The organism is Marinobacter sp. H13 (assembly GCF_059072335.1).
The window spans coordinates 1850253-1867323 of sequence record NZ_JCACRU010000001.1 but is presented as its reverse complement, the minus strand read 5'-3'; the positions used below and the strand labels follow the sequence as shown (position 1 = coordinate 1867323).

Genomic DNA, 17071 nt, shown 5'->3' with positions numbered 1-17071 from the left:
TACAAGATCGTAACTGGCCGGGTTGCCAACTTCTTCGTACCCTTGTCGTTACTGTAATCCGCTATCGGGAGGAGAGCCGGTGAAAGCGCTGGTAATCGAAGACGATCAGGACGTTGCAAATTATCTTGTCAAAGGGCTGAAGGAATCCGACTTCGTGGTCGACCATGCAGCCGATGGCAAGGAAGGCATGATGATGGCGGCCAGCGAGGATTACGACATCATGATTGTAGATCGCATGCTGCCGGGAATGGACGGTCTGTCCATTATCAAAACCGTGCGTGCGACCGGAAACCAGGTGCCGGTTCTGATTCTCAGCGCCCTGGGTGATGTGGACGACCGCGTGGAAGGTTTGCGTGGCGGCGGCGATGACTACCTCACCAAGCCGTTTTCATTCACCGAATTGTTGGCCCGTATCGAATCCCTGGTGCGCAGAAATCGGCAGTCGGCGGAAACCGAGACCGTACTGCGGGTCGCCGATCTCGAAATGGATCTGCTTGCACGCACGGTAAAGCGGGCCGGCCAGAATATTGATGTCCAGCCGCGGGAGTTCCGTCTGCTGGAGTACCTGATGCGTAATGCCGGCCAGGTGGTCACCCGGACCATGTTGCTGGAGAAAGTCTGGGATTACCATTTCGATCCCCAGACCAACGTTATCGACGTACACATCAGCCGGCTGCGAGCCAAGATCGATAAGGAATTCGATACACCCTTACTGCAGACCATCCGGGGTGCAGGGTACATGTTACGTGAAACTGCTTAGCCAGCTCAGGACCTCGTCCTTCCAGCTAGCCCTGCTGTACATGGTGGTGTTCGCCACCTCGGTATTTCTGTTACTGGCCTTTATCTACTGGCGTACGGCGGGCTTCATGACCGCCCAGACCGACGAAACCATTGAAGCGGAAATCGCCGGTCTGGCGGAGCAGTATCGTGGCCGTGGCGTAAATGGCCTCATCACCATCATCCGTGAACGTGTTGCCCGCGACCCCAACGCCAAATCCATCTATCTGCTGACCACCGACGACTTTCTGAAGCTGGCCGGCAACATAGAGACCTGGCCGGAAGGCAGCCGTTCAGAGAGCGGCTGGATCAACTTCACCCTGAACGAATCCGTCGGCTGGACCGGGCCCGAACGCCTCGCCCGTGCCCGGATCTTTGAGGTTCAGGGTGGCTTGCGCCTGCTGGTCGGGCGGGATGTCGACGAACTCACTAACCTCAAGCGGGTAATTGAAACCGCCATCAACTGGGGTATGGGGATCACCCTTGCCCTTGCGCTGCTTGGTGGCTTCCTGATGAGCCGCAGTACGACCCGGCGTATCGAGGTTATCAACAACACATCACGTCGGATCATGAACGGCCACCTTTCCCTGCGGATACCAACCCGTGGCACCGACGATGATTTCGACCAGCTGGCGGAAAACCTCAATCAGATGCTGGACCGGATTGTGTATCTGATGGAGGGCATCCGGCACGTTTCCGACAGTATTGCCCACGATTTGCGCACGCCCCTGACCCGACTCCGCAACCAGCTTGAAAACACGCTGATGTCGGTGGATAACGACGAGGCGAGGGAGCAGGCCGGCCGCGCCGTGGCGGAGGCCGATCAGCTGCTGGCCACCTTCAACGCATTGTTGCGCATCGCCCGCCTGGAAACCCGTGGTAATACCGCCGACATGAAACCTGTGCCGCTGGATGAGTTGGTCACCGATGCCTGTGAGCTCTATGAGGCCTTGGCTGAGGATAAGGACCAGTCGTTCGAGCAGGGCCTGGAAAGCGGAGTGATGATCGAGGGCGACCGCGACCTTCTGTTCCAGATGGTCAGCAACCTGATTGATAACGCTATCAAATATACGCCGGAGCATGGCGTTATAGGCGTATCTGTTCGGCGCGAGGGTGCCGATGCGGTGTTTGAAGTCCGGGACAGTGGAATCGGTATTCCCGATGCCGAGAAAGACCAGGTCTTCCAGCGGTTTTACCGGGTAGGCAAGAGCCGTTCTTTACCGGGTAATGGTCTGGGCCTGAGCCTTGTGAGCGCTGTTGCGGAAATACATCAGGGCCGGATTGTCCTGAGCGATACGCATCCCGGAGAGGCGTCGCCGGGGCTGACCGTGGCTGTGAAGATTCCCGCCTTTACCGAAGCCCGCAAACGCATTCGCGCGGCCCAGGCGGAACAGCCGGCAGATTCAGCGGCCGGGGAAACCCGGGCCGCCTCTCAATCAACCGGCGTAAATACTCACTGACTGGCGCGAAACCGGTTGATCCTCGACAGCACCGGGGCAACCAATGCATCTCTGCGCGACTCGATTTCGTGAGTAATCCTTTCAACCTGGGAGCGGCGACGGTTCACGCGTACCTGAATGCTGTCCCATTCACCTTCCAGGTGCTTCTGCTCTACCGCCAGAAAAGCCGCAATGTTGTGGCGGTTGATCTTGCCGGTAATCCCGTACTGGTCCAGCCGGTAGCCTATGGCATCCACGCCATTAAGCGCCAAGTTCAGCAGGGTCTGAGTGTTCATATTGGTATCTCCGTGAATGGAAGCGGTAAAAATCTGTATGACGCTAACGCTATGCTCAGGACCTAGAGTGTGCAACCTAATTCCGACTTCGCGGGTCTTCATATTCCCTGACCAAAAGGTAATTCCTCGGCCACTCCGGTGTAATCCAGGCTGTGCATAATGGAAACTGTAGCTTTGGAAGCCTGCACGATTTGTTGCTTGCTTCTCCCTCCAGCACAGCGCTAGCCTTACCCCGTTTTTACGGGGTTTTTTTATGCCCTTCCCATTTCTGATTCCCATCTGGCAGAGGACGTTGCAAAACCAATGACCCAGGTTCCCGGTAATGGCGGCCCCCGCCCGCGATACATCACGCCGGAAGGCGAGCGGGCCTTGCGTGATGAATTGCAGTATCTCTGGAAGGTAAAGCGCCCGAAAGTCACCCAGGCCGTGCGTGAAGCCGCCGCCCTTGGCGATCGGTCCGAGAATGCCGAGTACATCTACGGCAAGAAGCAGTTACGGGAAATCGACCGGCGGGTGCGTTTCCTCAGCAAACGCCTGGAAGAGCTTACCGTGGTTGACCATTTGCCGGATGACCGGGACAAGGTGTTTTTTGGCGCCTGGGTGACGGTGGAAGACGAGGACGGTGATGAGCAGACCTATCGGCTGGTCGGCGCGGACGAGTTTGATCTGAACAAAGGCTACCTCAGCATCAACTCACCGCTCGCCCGGGCCCTGATCGGCAAACGCCTTGACGACGAAGTGAGCGTTCGCACGCCGGAAGGTTGGAAGTCGGTCTTTGTCGTAGGAATTCGCTACGAGGCGCCATCCGACGACAAGTGAATGATGTCACAAAATTGGCGAGTGCCCGGGCAGGTTGTGTGATTTGTCGATAAACTGATCAAAATTTGTCACAACTGGTCGCAGACAGGATCGTCTGCCGGGGTAAATGCCATGGGTATGCGTGGAGAAGCGGGGAACGTTCAGAGCAGGGTAATCACGGTGCTTGTCTTGGCTGCGGCATTTTCTGCCGGTGCGGCCTTTGCGCAGAGCGATGCGCAGGACAGTGCTTTCCAGTACGAAGAACGCTCAACCATCCACACCATCCAGCTGAATTCCATGGAGGAAGAGACGCTGGCCAATACCGTTATCGAGGGTGGCCTTGCGGCACCGGCTGCGGGTGTACCGCTCAAACCCCGGGTTGAAGACGACTTCTACCTGGAGCCCCTCGGGCTTCGACCCGGAGATAACCGCACGGACCTCGGCCGATCACAGATTCCGGTGGAGTTCCGGTTCAGCAATCCGAAATCCATTCCCGGGCAGACCCACAGCAACAACTACGTGATCCGCCCACCCGAGAACCGCACTTACGATGCGCTTAACATCAATATGAATGAGCGTTGAGACAGGCTATCAGGCTGCGGCGCAGCCGTTGTCTCCGGCGGGCGTTTTACCAAGTACATCTTCATAGAAAAATGCCAGGGCCTGACTGGCCTGATTGAAACGCGCCCGGGATACCCGCATGCGATCGTTCAGGTATTCCAGAAACAGCCGGCGGTCTTCATTGGCCAGCGCATCCGGATCTTTCATGTCGCTAAACAGCACGAACCGTGTGATCCAGTGCAGGTAGGTTTGCTCAGAGCGTTGATTGAGCTTTTGTTCGTGGATGGCGTCCTTGACCCGTGCCACCAAGCCTGGCTGGGACTGTTCCAGCGCTTCCGTGATGTCCATAAATTACTCTTCCTGGTGAATTGGTATTGTTATTTTGCGCGCATCTTATGACAGCTCATTTACGAGCGCAAAGCTTTATTCAGGAAGATTGACTCTGGTCATTTTTCGACCAGAGTCTGGGCTGGAACACCAGTTATTTCAGGGCTTCAAGCTTGTCTATGTACTTCTGCATGGCCTCATCGCTGGACATGCCCTTAGCCTTTTCCCAGGCATCAAACTTGGCGCGGCCGACAAAATCCATCATGCCCGGGCGCTTGCCGGACACATCTCCCTCGGTGGCCTGCTTATAGAGCGCATAGAACTCCAGTTTCATCTCGTTGGACGGTTTGAAGTCGCCCTCGGCAGTCTGGATGTAATTCACGGCTTCGTCGAAGCGGGTTTTCAGGTCACTCATGTTGATCTCCTTATGGTTTCGTGTTGATCCTGCTCGTTGGGCGAGTATAGCCACAGCCAACAATGCCGTCATTGACTGAATTTTCGTATGAGTGATGACAGATTGGAGATCCCGCGTATTCTGGCAAAAGCTTGCCCGGCCGCACATTCGCGAACAAAGTTGGCCAGTTTTTGCTTGAGCCTGGCAAGTGATCTGTGTAGAGTTTTGATCGTTGCGCGCCAGGAGGGTGCGTACAAGGGATTGAACAATTGCAAATGATTTGCACAGGGAGCAAGCGCATGTCTTCAAAAGACGGTTCCGTCGCGCCTAAAGAGCGCATCAATATCAAGTACGTCCCCGCCACCGGAGATCAGCAGGCAGAAACCGAGTTGCCGCTGAAGATGTTCGTGGTTGGTGATTTCAAGGGACACGCCGAAGAAACCCCCATCGAAGATCGCAAGGCCATTTCCGTCGACAAGAACAACTTCCGTTCGGTCATGAAGGAAGCCGGCCTGACCCTTTCCACCACCGTGACCAACAAGCTGGATGAGGAAGCCGACGAACTGCCGGTAAACCTGGAATTCCAGACCCTTGATGACTTCTCTCCCGACAGCGTTGCCCGTCAGGTTCCGGAGCTGAACAAGCTGATTGAACTGCGGGAAGCCCTGGTGGCCCTGAAAGGCCCATTGGGTAACGTACCGTCGTTCCGTTCCAAGCTTCAGGAACTGCTGGACAACGACGACGCCCGGGACAAGCTGCTGGCCGAACTGGAACTGGCCACAGACAGCAACGAGTAAGGGAACACCCGCTCATAATTTCCGACTGAATTCAAAACGTACTAAAAGGATGTGGTATGTCTGATACTGCTGTGCAGCAATCTGCTGCCTCCGAATCCGTCACTGAAGGCTCTCTCCTCGACCAGGTCATGGCCAACAGCCGCATGGCGCCGGCGGATGAGGGTTACGATGTTGCTCGCAAGGGCGTGGCAACGTTTATTGCCAACCTGCTGAAAAGCGACGAAAAAGGCCAGCCGGTCAACAAGGCCCTGGTGGACCAGATGGTGGTGGAGCTGGATCGAAAGATCAGCGCCCAGATGGATGAAATCCTGCACGCGCCCAAGCTGCAGGAGCTGGAATCTTCATGGCGCGGCCTGAAACTCATGGTGGACCGCACCGATTTCCGTGAGAACATCAAGGTGGATATCCTCCACGCCACCAAGACCGAGCTGCTGGAAGACTTCGAGTTCGCGCCGGACGTTACCCAGACCGGGTTCTACAAGCACATCTATTCCACGGAATATGGCCAGTTCGGTGGTGAACCGGTCGGCGCGGTTGTTGGCAACTACGCCTTTACCCCGTCCACACCCGACATGAAGTTGCTGCAGTACGTATCGTCGGTCGGAGCGATGGCCCATGCTCCGTTTCTGTCCTCAGTGGCACCGTCGTTCTTTGGCGTCGACAGCTACCAGGAACTACCCGCCATCAAGGAACTGAAGGCCGTTTTCGAAGGCCCGAAATACGCTAAATGGCGCTCCCTGCGTGAATCCGAAGACGCCCGCTATCTGGGCCTGACCTCACCGCGCTTCCTGCTGCGGGTACCTTACGATCCCACCGAAAACCCGGTGCGCAGCTTCAACTACAAGGAAGACGTATCGGCGGACCACGAGCATTACCTGTGGGGCAACACAGCCTACCTGCTGGCCACCCGCCTTACCGAAAGCTTCGCCAAGTACCGCTGGTGCCCGAACATCATCGGTCCCCAAAGCGGTGGCGCAGTCGAGGACCTGCCGGTGCACCTGTTCGAATCCTTCGGTCAACTGGAAGCCAAGATCCCGACCGAAGTGCTGATTACCGATCGTCGCGAATACGAAATGGCCGACGAAGGCTTCATTGCCCTGACCATGCGCAAGGGCAGCGATAACGCGGCCTTCTTCTCCGCCAACTCGGTGCAGAAACCCAAGCAGTTCCCCAACACCAAGGAAGGCAAGGAAGCGGAAACCAACTACAAGCTGGGTACCCAGCTGCCTTACATGATGATCGTTAACCGCCTGGCCCACTACATCAAGGTCCTGCAGCGGGAACAGATCGGCTCATGGAAAGAGCGCCAGGACCTGGAGCGGGAGCTGAACACCTGGATTCGCCAGTACGTGGCCGACCAGGAAAACCCCCCCGCCGAAGTCCGCAGCCGTCGCCCCCTGCGCGCGGCACAGGTCACCGTTTCTGACGTGGAAGGCGATCCGGGCTGGTACCAGGTGTCCCTGGCGGTTCGGCCCCACTTCAAGTACATGGGCGCCAACTTCGAACTGTCACTGGTTGGCCGACTGGACAAGGACTAATCCGTGTTCCATCACCCGGCCAGCGACGGATCGCAGGCCAGCAGCGGCAGCCTGTTCGAACGACTGGAACAGGCCGCCGCGCCGCCCGGTCAGAGCATGGGGGAGGTCACCCATGTTGTTGAATCCATCAAACGCCACCTGGTCCGCCTGCTGAACGCCCATCCGGGCAACAGCGCCAGCGTACCAGATCTGGGGTTGCTGGATTTCAACGACGCCACGCTCGGCACCCACGATCTGAGCGTCCAGATCCGTGGCGCGATCCGGCAGTGCATCGAGAAGTTCGAACCCAGGGTGAAGCGGGTGGATGTGGTTAATCTGCCCCAGGGACCCGATCCGCTGCAGTTGCGGTTTCAGGTGACCGTGTACCTGAATGTCGGCGCAAATGACGACAAAACGACCATAGATTTAGTGTTGGATGACAAACGTTACTACCAGGTGGTGTAACGAAACGGATAAGCAAACACCAAGGATGGCGAGAGACGGTGGGGATGCTTTTCTGCAGGGAAAAAAATGTCTGAGCGCAGCGAGTTGTTTTTTCCCGGAAGAAAAGTGTACCGACCGTCTCATACTCCCAAGGATGCGGTAGTTGTATGAAGTTGAATCGCTTTTACCGGGACGAATTAAGCTTTCTCAGGCTCCAGGGCCGGGAATTCGCGGATGCCCATCCGCAGTTGACCCGCTTTCTGTCGGAGCAGAGCACAGACCCGGATGTGGAACGCCTACTGGAAGGCTTCGCCTTTTTGACCGGAAAGCTCCGGGAAAAGGTCGAGGACGAGTTCCCGGAGATTACCCACTCGCTGCTGAACATGCTGTGGCCGAATTATCTGCGGCCGGTGCCCAGTTGCACCATCATGCGGTTTGATCCGCAGTTGCATGCAATCAGTGAGCGCCAGAGGGTAGACCGCCACACCGAGATCAAGAGCCGGCCCCTGGGCGATGCCAATCGCCAGACCCAGTGTCGGTTCCGCACTTGCCGGGCGGTGGATGTGTTCCCGGTGAGCGTGGCGGCGGCCCATGCCGAGCACTCACGGGAAGTGTCCTCAGTGACCGTGGACCTGGCGCTACACACCGATCAGCCCCTGTCGTCACTGGGTATGGACAGCCTGCGCTTTTATCTGGGCGGCGAGAGTCATATCGCCGAAACCCTGTTTCTCTGGCTGAACCACTATTTGGAACGCATCGATCTTGTGGTGGGCGAGGCTGTTTACCGCCTGCCGGCCTCGCTGTTGCAGCCGGTGGGATTTGGCAACGATGAGGCTCTGCTGCCGTACCCAAAGAACGCCTACCCCGGCTATCGCATTTTGCAGGAATACCTCAGCTTCCCTGAGGCCTTCCGTTTCGTGGACATCCACGGCCTGGCCCGCCGGCTACCGGCGCTGCAGGCGGATGAAATCAGCCTGCGGTTTCATTTCAGCCGGATATTGCCGCCGGATGCGAAAGTGCGGGAGGACAATTTCCAACTCTACTGCACCCCGGCGGTGAATCTGTTTACCCACGAAGGCGAGCCGGTGGATCTGAACGGCCGCCAGACCGAATACCGGATTTCACCGTCCAGCCGCTCCCCGGACCACTACGAGGTGTTCAGCATCGAGCAGGTGGAAGGCTGGCTGGAGGGTCGGTCCGGGCGCGGTGAGCCCCGCATCTACACGGCCTTCGAGAGTTTCCAGCATGAGGTGGAACGGGACCGGGGACGTACCGCCCTGTACTACCGGGTCCGGGCCCGGGACAGCGTGCGCGGGGACGGCTTTGATCATTACATGTCGTTTGTCCGGGGCGACGAGTCCGAGTGCCTGAGCCGGCAGGAAGCGGTTTCCCTGACCCTCACCTGCACCAATCACCAGTTGCCCAGCCAGCTGGCGGTAGGCGAAATCTGCATGGCGACCGAGAGCACGCCGGCGTTTGCCACCTTCAGCAACATTACCCGGCCCACCGCGACCCTGCGGCCAACCCTGGATGGCAGCCTGTTGTGGACGCTGATCTCGAATCTGTCACTCAATTACCTGTCCATGCTGGACGTGGATGCCCTGCGCACGGTGCTGCGGGTCTATGATTTCCGGGCCCTGGTGGACCGTCAGGCGGAGCGGGTGTCCCAGAAGCGTCTGGCCGGTATTACCGGTATCGAGACATCCCCGGTTGACCGGATGGTCAAGGGCCTGCCGGTGCGCGGGATCCGCTCGGTACTGAAACTGGACCAGCAGGCCTTTGCATCGGAAGGTGATCTTTACCTGTTCGGCACGGTTCTCAGCCAGTTCTTTGCTCTTTACGCCAGTATCAACGCATTTCACCAACTGGAAGTGGTGAACACCGATAATCAGGAACGGTACACATGGACGTTACAGCAAGGTCAGCAGCCGCTGATGTAGCCGAGCTGCAACCCGTTCTGGGCAATGCGCGGCGATACAGTTTTTTCCAGCTGGTGGACCTGATTCACCGGCATCACGGGGATGATCTGGAGCGAAACAGCGACGACCAACCCCGCCAGGAACGGATCCGGTTTTCTGCTTCCGCAGGGTTGGGGTTTCCCGGCAGCGATGTGGTTTCGGCGCTGTCGCCGGAGCACGAGCATGCCCCGTATCAGATGGAAGTCAGCTTTCTGGGGTTGCACGGCTCCCAGTCGCCATTGCCGGGCTATTACCTTGAAGACCTGGCCTGGGAAGCGGGGCAGAATCTGGGCATCCGGCGGCATTTTCTTGATTTTTTCAATCATCGCCTGGTCACGCTGTTCCACCGGGCATGGCGCAAGTATCGCTACTACGTTCGGTTTCAACCCGGTGCCTCGGACGGCTTTTCAGAGCTGATCTTTGCCCTGATAGGTCTGGGCGACAGCCGGTTGCGGGAGGCGACACCGGTGAACTGGTCCAAGATGCTGGCCTATTCCGGCCTGATGGCCGGTCGTAGCCGGTCGCCTGAGGTGGTGAGCGGCATCGTTGCCCATTGCTTCGATCTGGATGATGTCAGTATTGAACAGTGGGTCCTGCGCAAGGTGGCCATCGCCGATGATCAGCAGACCCGACTAGGCCAGGCTAACGCCTGTCTGGGCAGCGACACACTGGTGGGATCGGCCATTCGGGATCGCAGTGGTAAATTCGTGCTCCGGTTGCGAAATCTCAGCCGACAGCGCTTTGCGGATTTCCTGCCTAATGGCCAGGACCACCAACGCCTGGTCAAGCTCGTTGAGTTCACCACACGGGAGCAGCTGGCGTACGACCTGGAGCTTCAAATGCGTCCGAAAGACATCCGTCCCATGGAGCTGGGAGAAGATGTGCGGCTGGGCTGGAATTCCTTCGTGACCCCGGAAAAGGCCAGGCGCCGACCGGCGGTCCGGATCCAGATTCGCCGGTGAATCCGGCAGGGAAGATATTCATGGATGAACAACAGGCTGTGGGACTCAAACTGACAGTCACCAATCCGACTGTTGCTGGCGGCGGGGCAACCATCGACCACTGCTTCAGTGTTCGTGGCGGCTCTATCGGTACAGCAGCCAGTGATACCTGGCGGTTATCGTCCCACCGAACGGGTGCGGTTCCCGGCCACGCGGAGATCCGTTTTCTGGACGGCGGCTTCTGCCTGATTGATCGCAGTGGCCGGACCTACATCAATAGCGCAAGTCAGCCGGTGGGTCGGGGCCGTCGGGCACGACTGAATCATGGCGATACCATCAGTATTGGTCGCTATCAACTTCGTGCGGAGTTGGCCGAGGTTGTAAGTGAACCGCTGCTTGAGAGAGGTGAGGCAGATCAGGCCCGGCAACTGATTGATGTCGATGAAGGGCCGCTGATGCGGGCCGAGTACTTAACCAGCCAGACTGAGAACCCGGAGCCGCTGCAGAATTTTGGCGCGATAGCCGGGGAGGCAGTCAGTGATGACCCATTGGCACCCTGGAACCTACAGCCGGACCAACAGAAGTCGGATGCTGACGCGCTGATGGTCAGCGAGACCTCCTGGCGCGCCGCCGAAAGGCAGGTTTCGGATGAGTACCGTGAAAACCGCGACGTAGCGATGGGCCTGCCAGTTCGCAAAGGAGAGAAAGACAGGATGTCTGAGATTTCAGAGAGCACTGATCGCAGGGAGGCTTCCGATCAGAGCAGCAAGCACATCAGTGGTGCCCCCCTGTTGCGGGGTATGGAAGTCGGGCTGGACTTTGCCGACAGCGACGAGATGCGTCTGTTCCTGGAGGAAGTAGGGCAAACACTGAAGTCGACCGTGGAAGGCCTGTTGGCCCTGCATCAGGGAGAAGACAGCAGGCATCAGGCGCTGCGAACCCGCCTGCAACCCATCGAGGATAATCCACTGCGGTTGGGTGAGGGTTATGAGGATACGGTGCAGACCCTGTTCGCCAGCCATCGTAGCCCGGTTCACCTGTCGGCGCCGGCGGCGGTGCGGGAGAGTCTGCAGAGCCTGAATCATCACCAGCAGGCAACCCGTGAGGCCATCAGCGAGGCATTGGAGGCCATCCTGCATGCCTTTTCGCCCGAGGCCTTGCTGCGTCGTTTCCATGGTTACCGCCGGGGACTGCGCCAGAACGAGGACGAGGGACGCTGGGCATGGGATATGTACCAGCATTATTACCGAGAGTTGAAATCCAGTCGTCAGCAGGGATTCGAGCGTCTGTTCCAGGAAGTGTTCGAACAGGCTTACGACCAGAACCTGCGCCAACTACAGAGGGAGAACCCGTTGTGAAGACCTGCAAATGGAGTTTGCTGGCCATCGTATTCGTGCTTGCCGGATGCAGCACACCCTATAACGCGGTCACCAAAACCGCAAAAGTGCTTTGGGACCCGGATATCCCGGTGGGATACCCGGAGGATCTGCCCAGCCGGGTCGGTCTGACCATGGTGGCCGAACCGGATGTAAACCCGAATGAATCCCTGGCACCCACGCCCGTTGCGTTTCAGATCATCGAGATGCGCGACAGCTCACTACTGATGGCCGGGGATTTCGACCAGCTACTGAGTGACCTCGAGTCGTCACTGGGCCAGAACTATGTGGACCACAGCGATTACTCCCTGGTGCCGGGCCAGTTCAAGTTCATCGAACCCTTTGAGATTGGCGAGGACACCCGATTTATCGGCGTGATCGCCTTTTACGCCTATCCCAACCTGTCCCAGTGGAAGAAAGTGGTGAAGGTGGATCCAATCGGTGGCCGCTACAACCTGCTGGTGAACCTGCGGGAGCGGGAAGTTCAACTCAAGCATTCGGATGACACCTGATGGCGGTAACCAATCGAGTCGTCTGGAGTGATGGCCTGTTCATCAAGCCCCAACACTTCCAGCAACAGCAGCGATATCTGGAACACCAGATCAATGAACGGGCGCTCGCGATCTCCGATTATCTGTATGGCTTCAGCGACCTGGAACTGAACGCAGAGTACCTGAGTTTCGGCCGGGTTGGCCTGGTTCGGGCATCCGGCCTGTTCCCGGATGGCACCCGCTTCAGTCTGCCCCAGGACGATGTGATGCCGGAGCCGATGGAAATCACCGATGCCTCCGTGGCCAATCAGATCGTGTACCTGGCCCTGCCACTGGGCAGTGACAGCCTCGCCGAAGTGGAATGGCCGGACGCCCCGGTGGCGGGCCGGTTCCGTGCCGACTCCCTGGAAATCCGGGATCTGCATTCGGTCGACGGTGATGCCCACACCATCAATGTGGGCCGGGTTGCACCCCGCCTGATGCTGGAGCGAGACGATCGCAGTGCCTATGCGGCCCTGGCCATCGGCCGGATTCTTGAGAAGCGCCCGGACGGCAGCCTGGTGATGGACCCGAACTTCATCCCGACCATGCTGAGTGTGCGAGCGGCACCGAGGCTGCAGCGATTTGTCGGGGAAATGGCGGGCCTGATGCGGGAGCGGGCACGCACTATCGCCGAGCGTGTCGGTGCGCCCGGGCAGGGGGGCGTTGCGGATGTGGCGGATTTCATGTTGCTGCAGATGCTGAACCGGGCCCATCCCAGGTTCATGCACCTGGCCCGCCTGCGCCAGTTGCATCCTGAACGGCTGTTCGAAGCCCTGCTGGAACTGTGTGGCGAGCTGGTGACCTTCACCGATGAAGGGCGCCTGCCGAGGGAGTACCCGGCCTATGACCACGATCTGCCGGAGGATTGTTTTACCCCGCTCATGCAGGTTCTGCGGCAGTCCCTGAGCACGGTGCTGGAACCAAGAGCCCTGGCTATCCAGCTTCAGCAGCGCCAGTACGGCCTGACCGTGGCCCCGGTTCAGGATGCCCAGTTGGTCCGGGATGCGGAATTCATTCTTGCGGTCAAAGCCGACATGCCGCTGGACGATCTGCGCAAGCAGTTCACCCAGCAGTGCAAGGTGGCCTCGGTGGAGAAAATACGGGATCTCATCAGCCTGCAGCTGCCGGGAATTCCGCTCGCTGCGTTACCGGTTGCACCCCGGCAGTTGCCGTACCACGCCGGCTTCGTGTACTTCCGCCTGGACGACCAGAGCCAGGCCTGGCAAATGCTCGACAACGCCAGCGGCTTCGCATTCCACGTGGCCGGCAGTTTCCCGGGCATGGAAATGCAGTTCTGGGCAATCAGGAGCTAAATCATGGCAGATGCACAGGTAATGGACTTACCCAACGGCAGCAGGAATTCCGGCAGCAGTGCGTTCAGTGATCTGATCTTTGCCGACAGCCGGGGAGCCGCTGAGGGCAACAGGGAAGGCCAGGTCGACGAGCAGTTCCAGCTCAGAGGGTTGGAACATAACCGCCTGATTGACGCCGCCACACCATTGCTTGGCCTGGTGATCAGGATACGCAGGCTGGCGGATTATCGCGCGGTGGAACCCCTCTACCAGCAGGTGGTGGATGAGATTGCTGCCATCGACCGGGAACTGGTGGAGCAGGGTTACGACCGGCCGGTTGTTGTCGCCTATCGGTACGTCCTCTGCGCCTTCATCGATGAGGCCGTGCTGGGGACCGACTGGGGCGCCCATAGCGTCTGGTCTCAGCACTCCCTGCTGTCCCGCTTCCACAACGAGACCTGGGGTGGGGAAAAGGTTTTTGCCATTCTTGCCCGGATGGAGCAGGAACCGGCCCGTTATCGCGACATGCTGTCGTTTATCTACCTGTGCCTCTCCCTGGGTTTCGAAGGGCGGTACAAGGTGATGGAAAACGGCCGGGATGAATACGACCGGATTGTTCGTGGCCTGCACGAGCAACTGAAAGCGTTGCAGGAGGAACAGGACCCGGCGCCTCTTGCGGATGCCCGGGCGAACGTAACGCCAACCCGGAACCGGTTGCGCAGCGGCATGCCCGTCTGGGGCATTGCAGGTCTGTTTGTGGCGGCCATGGCCGGCATCTACTCCCTGTATAACATGGCACTGAACGAGCGCATCACGGACGTATTGCGCGTACTCGACCAACTACCGAAATAAGGACATCAACGTGATTCGGGTAGAACTGCCGGCGCTGATCGGGCGCCTCAACGACATGTCACGCCAGGCGCTGGAAGCCTCCGCCGCCCTGTGCATCAGCCGCCAGGGCGCGGAAATCACTCCGGCCCATTTGCTGTTCAAGCTGCTGGAAACACCGTTTTCCGACGTGCGCCAGATTCTGGAGCACACCGGCATTGATCATCAGCAACTGCAACCGCTGGTGGGCGACAGCCTGAACGGAGAGGTGCAAAGCGCTGAGCCCTATCCATCGTTCTCGCCGCTGTTGGTGGAACTGATGCAGGATGCCTGGCTGCTGGCTTCCACCGAACTGGGGCACACCGAACTGCGCTCGGGCGCGGTTTTCCTGGCCCTGCTGATGAATGCCGACCGATACCTTATGCCCCGGGTGGCACAGGCACTGGCGGACATCAACCGTGAGCAGCTGCGCAAGCAATTTGACCGGTTCACCGAGGGCTCCGCGGAGCGGCTGGAACCGAGCGAGCAGGAACCCGGGCAACCGGTGGCAAGCGCGGATCTGGACCCGCTCAAACGCTACGCTACCGACTTCACCGGACTGGCCCGGGAAGAAAAACTGGATCCGGTGGTGTGCCGTGACGCCGAGATCGACCAGATGATCGACATCCTCTGCCGCCGCCGCAAGAACAACCCTATTGTGGTGGGCGATGCCGGTGTGGGCAAAAGCGCCGTGGTGGAGGGCCTGGCTCTGCGCATCGTCAACGGCGATGTGCCTGACCGCTTGAGAAACGTTGAGCTCTGGACCCTGGACATGGGCGCCCTGCAGGCCGGCGCCTCGGTGAAGGGCGAGTTCGAGAAACGCCTCAAAGGCGTGATTGAAGCGGTCAAAGGCTCCGCTACCCCCATCATCCTGTTCATTGACGAAGCCCATACCCTGATTGGCGCCGGCAACAGCGAAGGCGGCTCCGATGCGGCCAACCTGCTCAAACCGGCCCTGGCCCGGGGCGAGCTGCGCACCATCGCCGCGACCACCTGGCGCGAGTACAAGAAATACTTCGAAAAAGACCCGGCCCTGAGCCGCCGTTTCCAGCCCGTGGCATTGGATGAACCCACACCCGGAGAAGCCGTCCACATCCTCCGTGGCCTGCGCACCGTCTATGAAAAAGCCCATCAGGTCCTGATCGCCGACAGCGCCCTGAAAGCCGCTGCCGAGATGTCTGCCCGTTACCTTGCCGGCCGTCAGCTACCGGACAAAGCCATCGACGTACTGGACACCGCCTGCGCACGGGTCAGCCTGAATCTGAGCATGCCGCCCAGACGCCTGAGCCACGTCCGCAGCGAGCTGCATCAGCTGGCCATGGAACAGAACCTGCTGAGCCGGGAACACACCCTGGGCCAGACCGTGGATGCCGACCGGGAAAGGGAACTTGAACAGCGCATTGCCGGGATCACTGCTGAATCCGCAGCCCTGGAACAACGCTGGAACGACCAGCGCGAGCTGGTGGCACGACTGGTGGAGATTCGTGAACAGTTGCTCACCGGCGAATCCCAGGCCGAAGCGGATACCTCTGAATTGACCGATGGGGATACAGAAGAACGCCCGGACCTGAAAAGCGAAGCCGCCGCCATCGAGCAGGAACTGACTGAACTCCATGCCGACGAGCCGCTGGTACACGCCCGCGTTGATGCCAGGCAGGTGGCCGAAGTCATCGCCGACTGGACCGGCATTCCGGTCAATCGCATGACCACCGACGAACTGGAAAAAATCACCCACTTGCCGGCGTATCTGCAGGAGCACATCAAAGGCCAGGACACCGCCATCGACTGCCTGCACCAACACCTGCTCACCGCCCGCGCCGACCTGCGCCGGCCTGGCCGCCCCATGGGCGCCTTCCTGCTGGTGGGGCCCAGCGGCGTCGGCAAAACCGAAACCGTGGTACAGCTCGCCGAACTGCTCTACGGCGGCCGCCAGTTCCTCACCACCATCAACATGTCCGAATACCAGGAAAAACACACCGTCTCGCGCCTGATCGGTTCACCTCCGGGGTACGTTGGCTTCGGCGAAGGCGGCATCCTCACCGAAGCCATCCGTCAGAAACCTTACTCCGTGGTTTTGCTCGACGAAGTCGAAAAAGCCCATCCGGAAGTCCTCAACCTGTTCTACCAGGCGTTCGACAAAGGCGAACTGGCTGACGGCGAAGGCCGACTCATCGACTGCAAAAATGTCGTCTTCTTCCTCACCTCCAACCTCGGCTACCAGACCATCGTCAACCACGCCGAGTCCCCGGCCAGCCTGGACGAAGCCCTCTACCCGGAACTGGCCAGCTTCTTCAAACCGGCCTTGCTGGCAAGAATGGAAGTGGTGCCCTACCTGCCTCTGGGCGAGGAAACCCTCAACCGCATCGTTGGCGACAAACTCCAGCGCCTGGCGGACCAGATCAAGGCCCGTTATCACACCGAAGTGGAACTTCAGGACGGCCTGATCGATGCCATCCGTAGCCGTGCGACAAGAAGCGAAAACGGCGCAAGGATGCTTGAGTCGATCATAGAGGGTGAGCTTTTGCCGCCGGTTTCATTGGCGTTGCTGGAGAAACTGGCGGCGAGGGAGTCGGTTACGAAGGTCATGTTGGGTGTTGAAGATGCCAGATTTACGGGAATGGTGGTTTAGGGACACTCCAAAGTAGCGCGGCGTGGGGATTTGCTTTCCAAAACCCTGCGGAGCCATGGATGGCGGAGCGGAGCCTACAGGGACGTATTCACGGCGTGTTTTGGAAAGCAAATCCGCACGGTGTG

Annotated in this window: 17 protein-coding genes; 14 read left to right on the top strand and 3 right to left on the bottom strand. The window is 59.0% G+C overall.

The window, feature by feature from the left end:
* Positions 1–79: 79 nt before the first annotated feature.
* Both AC5JQH_RS08710 and AC5JQH_RS08705 read left to right on the top strand, forming a co-directional pair.
* Entirely contained in the window at positions 80–760 is a 681-nt protein-coding gene (locus AC5JQH_RS08710) for a winged helix-turn-helix domain-containing protein (RefSeq protein ID WP_008175694.1), read from the top strand.
* Positions 747–2237: a HAMP domain-containing sensor histidine kinase gene (locus AC5JQH_RS08705; protein ID WP_053113260.1), complete on the top strand. Its 1491-nt coding sequence runs from the start codon at positions 747–749 to the stop codon at positions 2235–2237. Before AC5JQH_RS08710 ends, AC5JQH_RS08705 begins: the two co-directional genes overlap by 14 nt.
* Here the strand turns inward: AC5JQH_RS08705 and AC5JQH_RS08700 are convergent.
* Positions 2231–2512, bottom strand: coding sequence for a hypothetical protein (locus AC5JQH_RS08700; RefSeq protein ID WP_008175698.1), 282 nt, complete (start codon positions 2510–2512; stop codon positions 2231–2233). The two genes, AC5JQH_RS08705 and AC5JQH_RS08700, sit on opposite strands and share 7 nt — an antisense overlap.
* A gap of 303 nt (positions 2513–2815) precedes the next feature.
* Between AC5JQH_RS08700 and greB the strand changes: the two genes are divergently transcribed.
* Positions 2816–3331 (top strand): transcription elongation factor GreB, encoded by a 516-nt coding sequence (greB, locus tag AC5JQH_RS08695; RefSeq protein WP_482902125.1) that lies wholly within the window; start codon positions 2816–2818, stop codon positions 3329–3331.
* A gap of 111 nt (positions 3332–3442) precedes the next feature.
* Positions 3443–3892 (top strand): hypothetical protein, encoded by a 450-nt coding sequence (locus tag AC5JQH_RS08690; protein ID WP_493805495.1) that lies wholly within the window; start codon positions 3443–3445, stop codon positions 3890–3892.
* A gap of 9 nt (positions 3893–3901) precedes the next feature.
* Here AC5JQH_RS08690 and AC5JQH_RS08685 read toward each other — a convergent pair whose 3' ends face one another.
* Together AC5JQH_RS08685 and AC5JQH_RS08680 are read right to left on the bottom strand one after the other, a co-directional pair.
* A complete protein-coding gene (locus AC5JQH_RS08685) occupies positions 3902–4219 on the bottom strand; it encodes a site-specific integrase (protein ID WP_008175705.1) in 318 nt (105 codons plus the stop codon).
* 133 nt (positions 4220–4352) lie between these two features.
* On the bottom strand, positions 4353–4613 hold the full coding sequence (locus AC5JQH_RS08680) for an acyl-CoA-binding protein (protein WP_008175707.1): 261 nt from the start codon (positions 4611–4613) through the stop codon (positions 4353–4355).
* A gap of 278 nt (positions 4614–4891) precedes the next feature.
* Here AC5JQH_RS08680 and tssB point away from each other — a divergent pair, with 278 nt between their 5' ends.
* The 10 genes from tssB (at position 4892) to tssH (ending at position 16946) form a co-directional block, all read left to right on the top strand.
* Positions 4892–5389, top strand: coding sequence for a type VI secretion system contractile sheath small subunit (tssB, locus tag AC5JQH_RS08675; RefSeq protein WP_008175709.1), 498 nt, complete (start codon positions 4892–4894; stop codon positions 5387–5389).
* A gap of 56 nt (positions 5390–5445) precedes the next feature.
* Positions 5446–6927 carry a type VI secretion system contractile sheath large subunit gene (gene tssC, locus AC5JQH_RS08670; protein WP_008175710.1) on the top strand — a complete coding sequence of 494 codons (1482 nt, stop codon included), beginning with the start codon at positions 5446–5448 and terminating at the stop codon, positions 6925–6927.
* A gap of 3 nt (positions 6928–6930) precedes the next feature.
* Entirely contained in the window at positions 6931–7371 is a 441-nt protein-coding gene (tssE, locus tag AC5JQH_RS08665) for a type VI secretion system baseplate subunit TssE (protein WP_482902126.1), read from the top strand.
* A 146-nt stretch (positions 7372–7517) separates the two neighbouring features.
* Entirely contained in the window at positions 7518–9290 is a 1773-nt protein-coding gene (gene tssF, locus AC5JQH_RS08660) for a type VI secretion system baseplate subunit TssF (protein ID WP_493791897.1), read from the top strand.
* A complete protein-coding gene (gene tssG / locus AC5JQH_RS08655) occupies positions 9254–10270 on the top strand; it encodes a type VI secretion system baseplate subunit TssG (protein WP_008175716.1) in 1017 nt (338 codons plus the stop codon). Before tssF ends, tssG begins: the two co-directional genes overlap by 37 nt.
* Before the next feature lie 20 nt (positions 10271–10290).
* Positions 10291–11607: a type VI secretion system-associated FHA domain protein TagH gene (gene tagH / locus AC5JQH_RS08650; RefSeq protein WP_008175718.1), complete on the top strand. Its 1317-nt coding sequence runs from the start codon at positions 10291–10293 to the stop codon at positions 11605–11607.
* Complete coding sequence (gene tssJ / locus AC5JQH_RS08645) at positions 11604–12137, top strand: type VI secretion system lipoprotein TssJ (RefSeq protein ID WP_008175720.1); 534 nt, start codon at positions 11604–11606, stop codon at positions 12135–12137. The genes tagH and tssJ overlap by 4 nt, the downstream gene beginning before the upstream one ends.
* Positions 12137–13471 carry a type VI secretion system baseplate subunit TssK gene (gene tssK, locus AC5JQH_RS08640; RefSeq protein WP_053113255.1) on the top strand — a complete coding sequence of 445 codons (1335 nt, stop codon included), beginning with the start codon at positions 12137–12139 and terminating at the stop codon, positions 13469–13471. Before tssJ ends, tssK begins: the two co-directional genes overlap by 1 nt.
* A 3-nt stretch (positions 13472–13474) precedes the next feature.
* Entirely contained in the window at positions 13475–14302 is an 828-nt protein-coding gene (icmH, locus tag AC5JQH_RS08635) for a type IVB secretion system protein IcmH/DotU (RefSeq protein WP_008175723.1), read from the top strand.
* Between the two features lie 10 nt (positions 14303–14312).
* On the top strand, positions 14313–16946 hold the full coding sequence (gene tssH / locus AC5JQH_RS08630; RefSeq protein WP_008175725.1) for a type VI secretion system ATPase TssH: 2634 nt from the start codon (positions 14313–14315) through the stop codon (positions 16944–16946).
* Positions 16947–17071 lie beyond the last annotated feature (125 nt).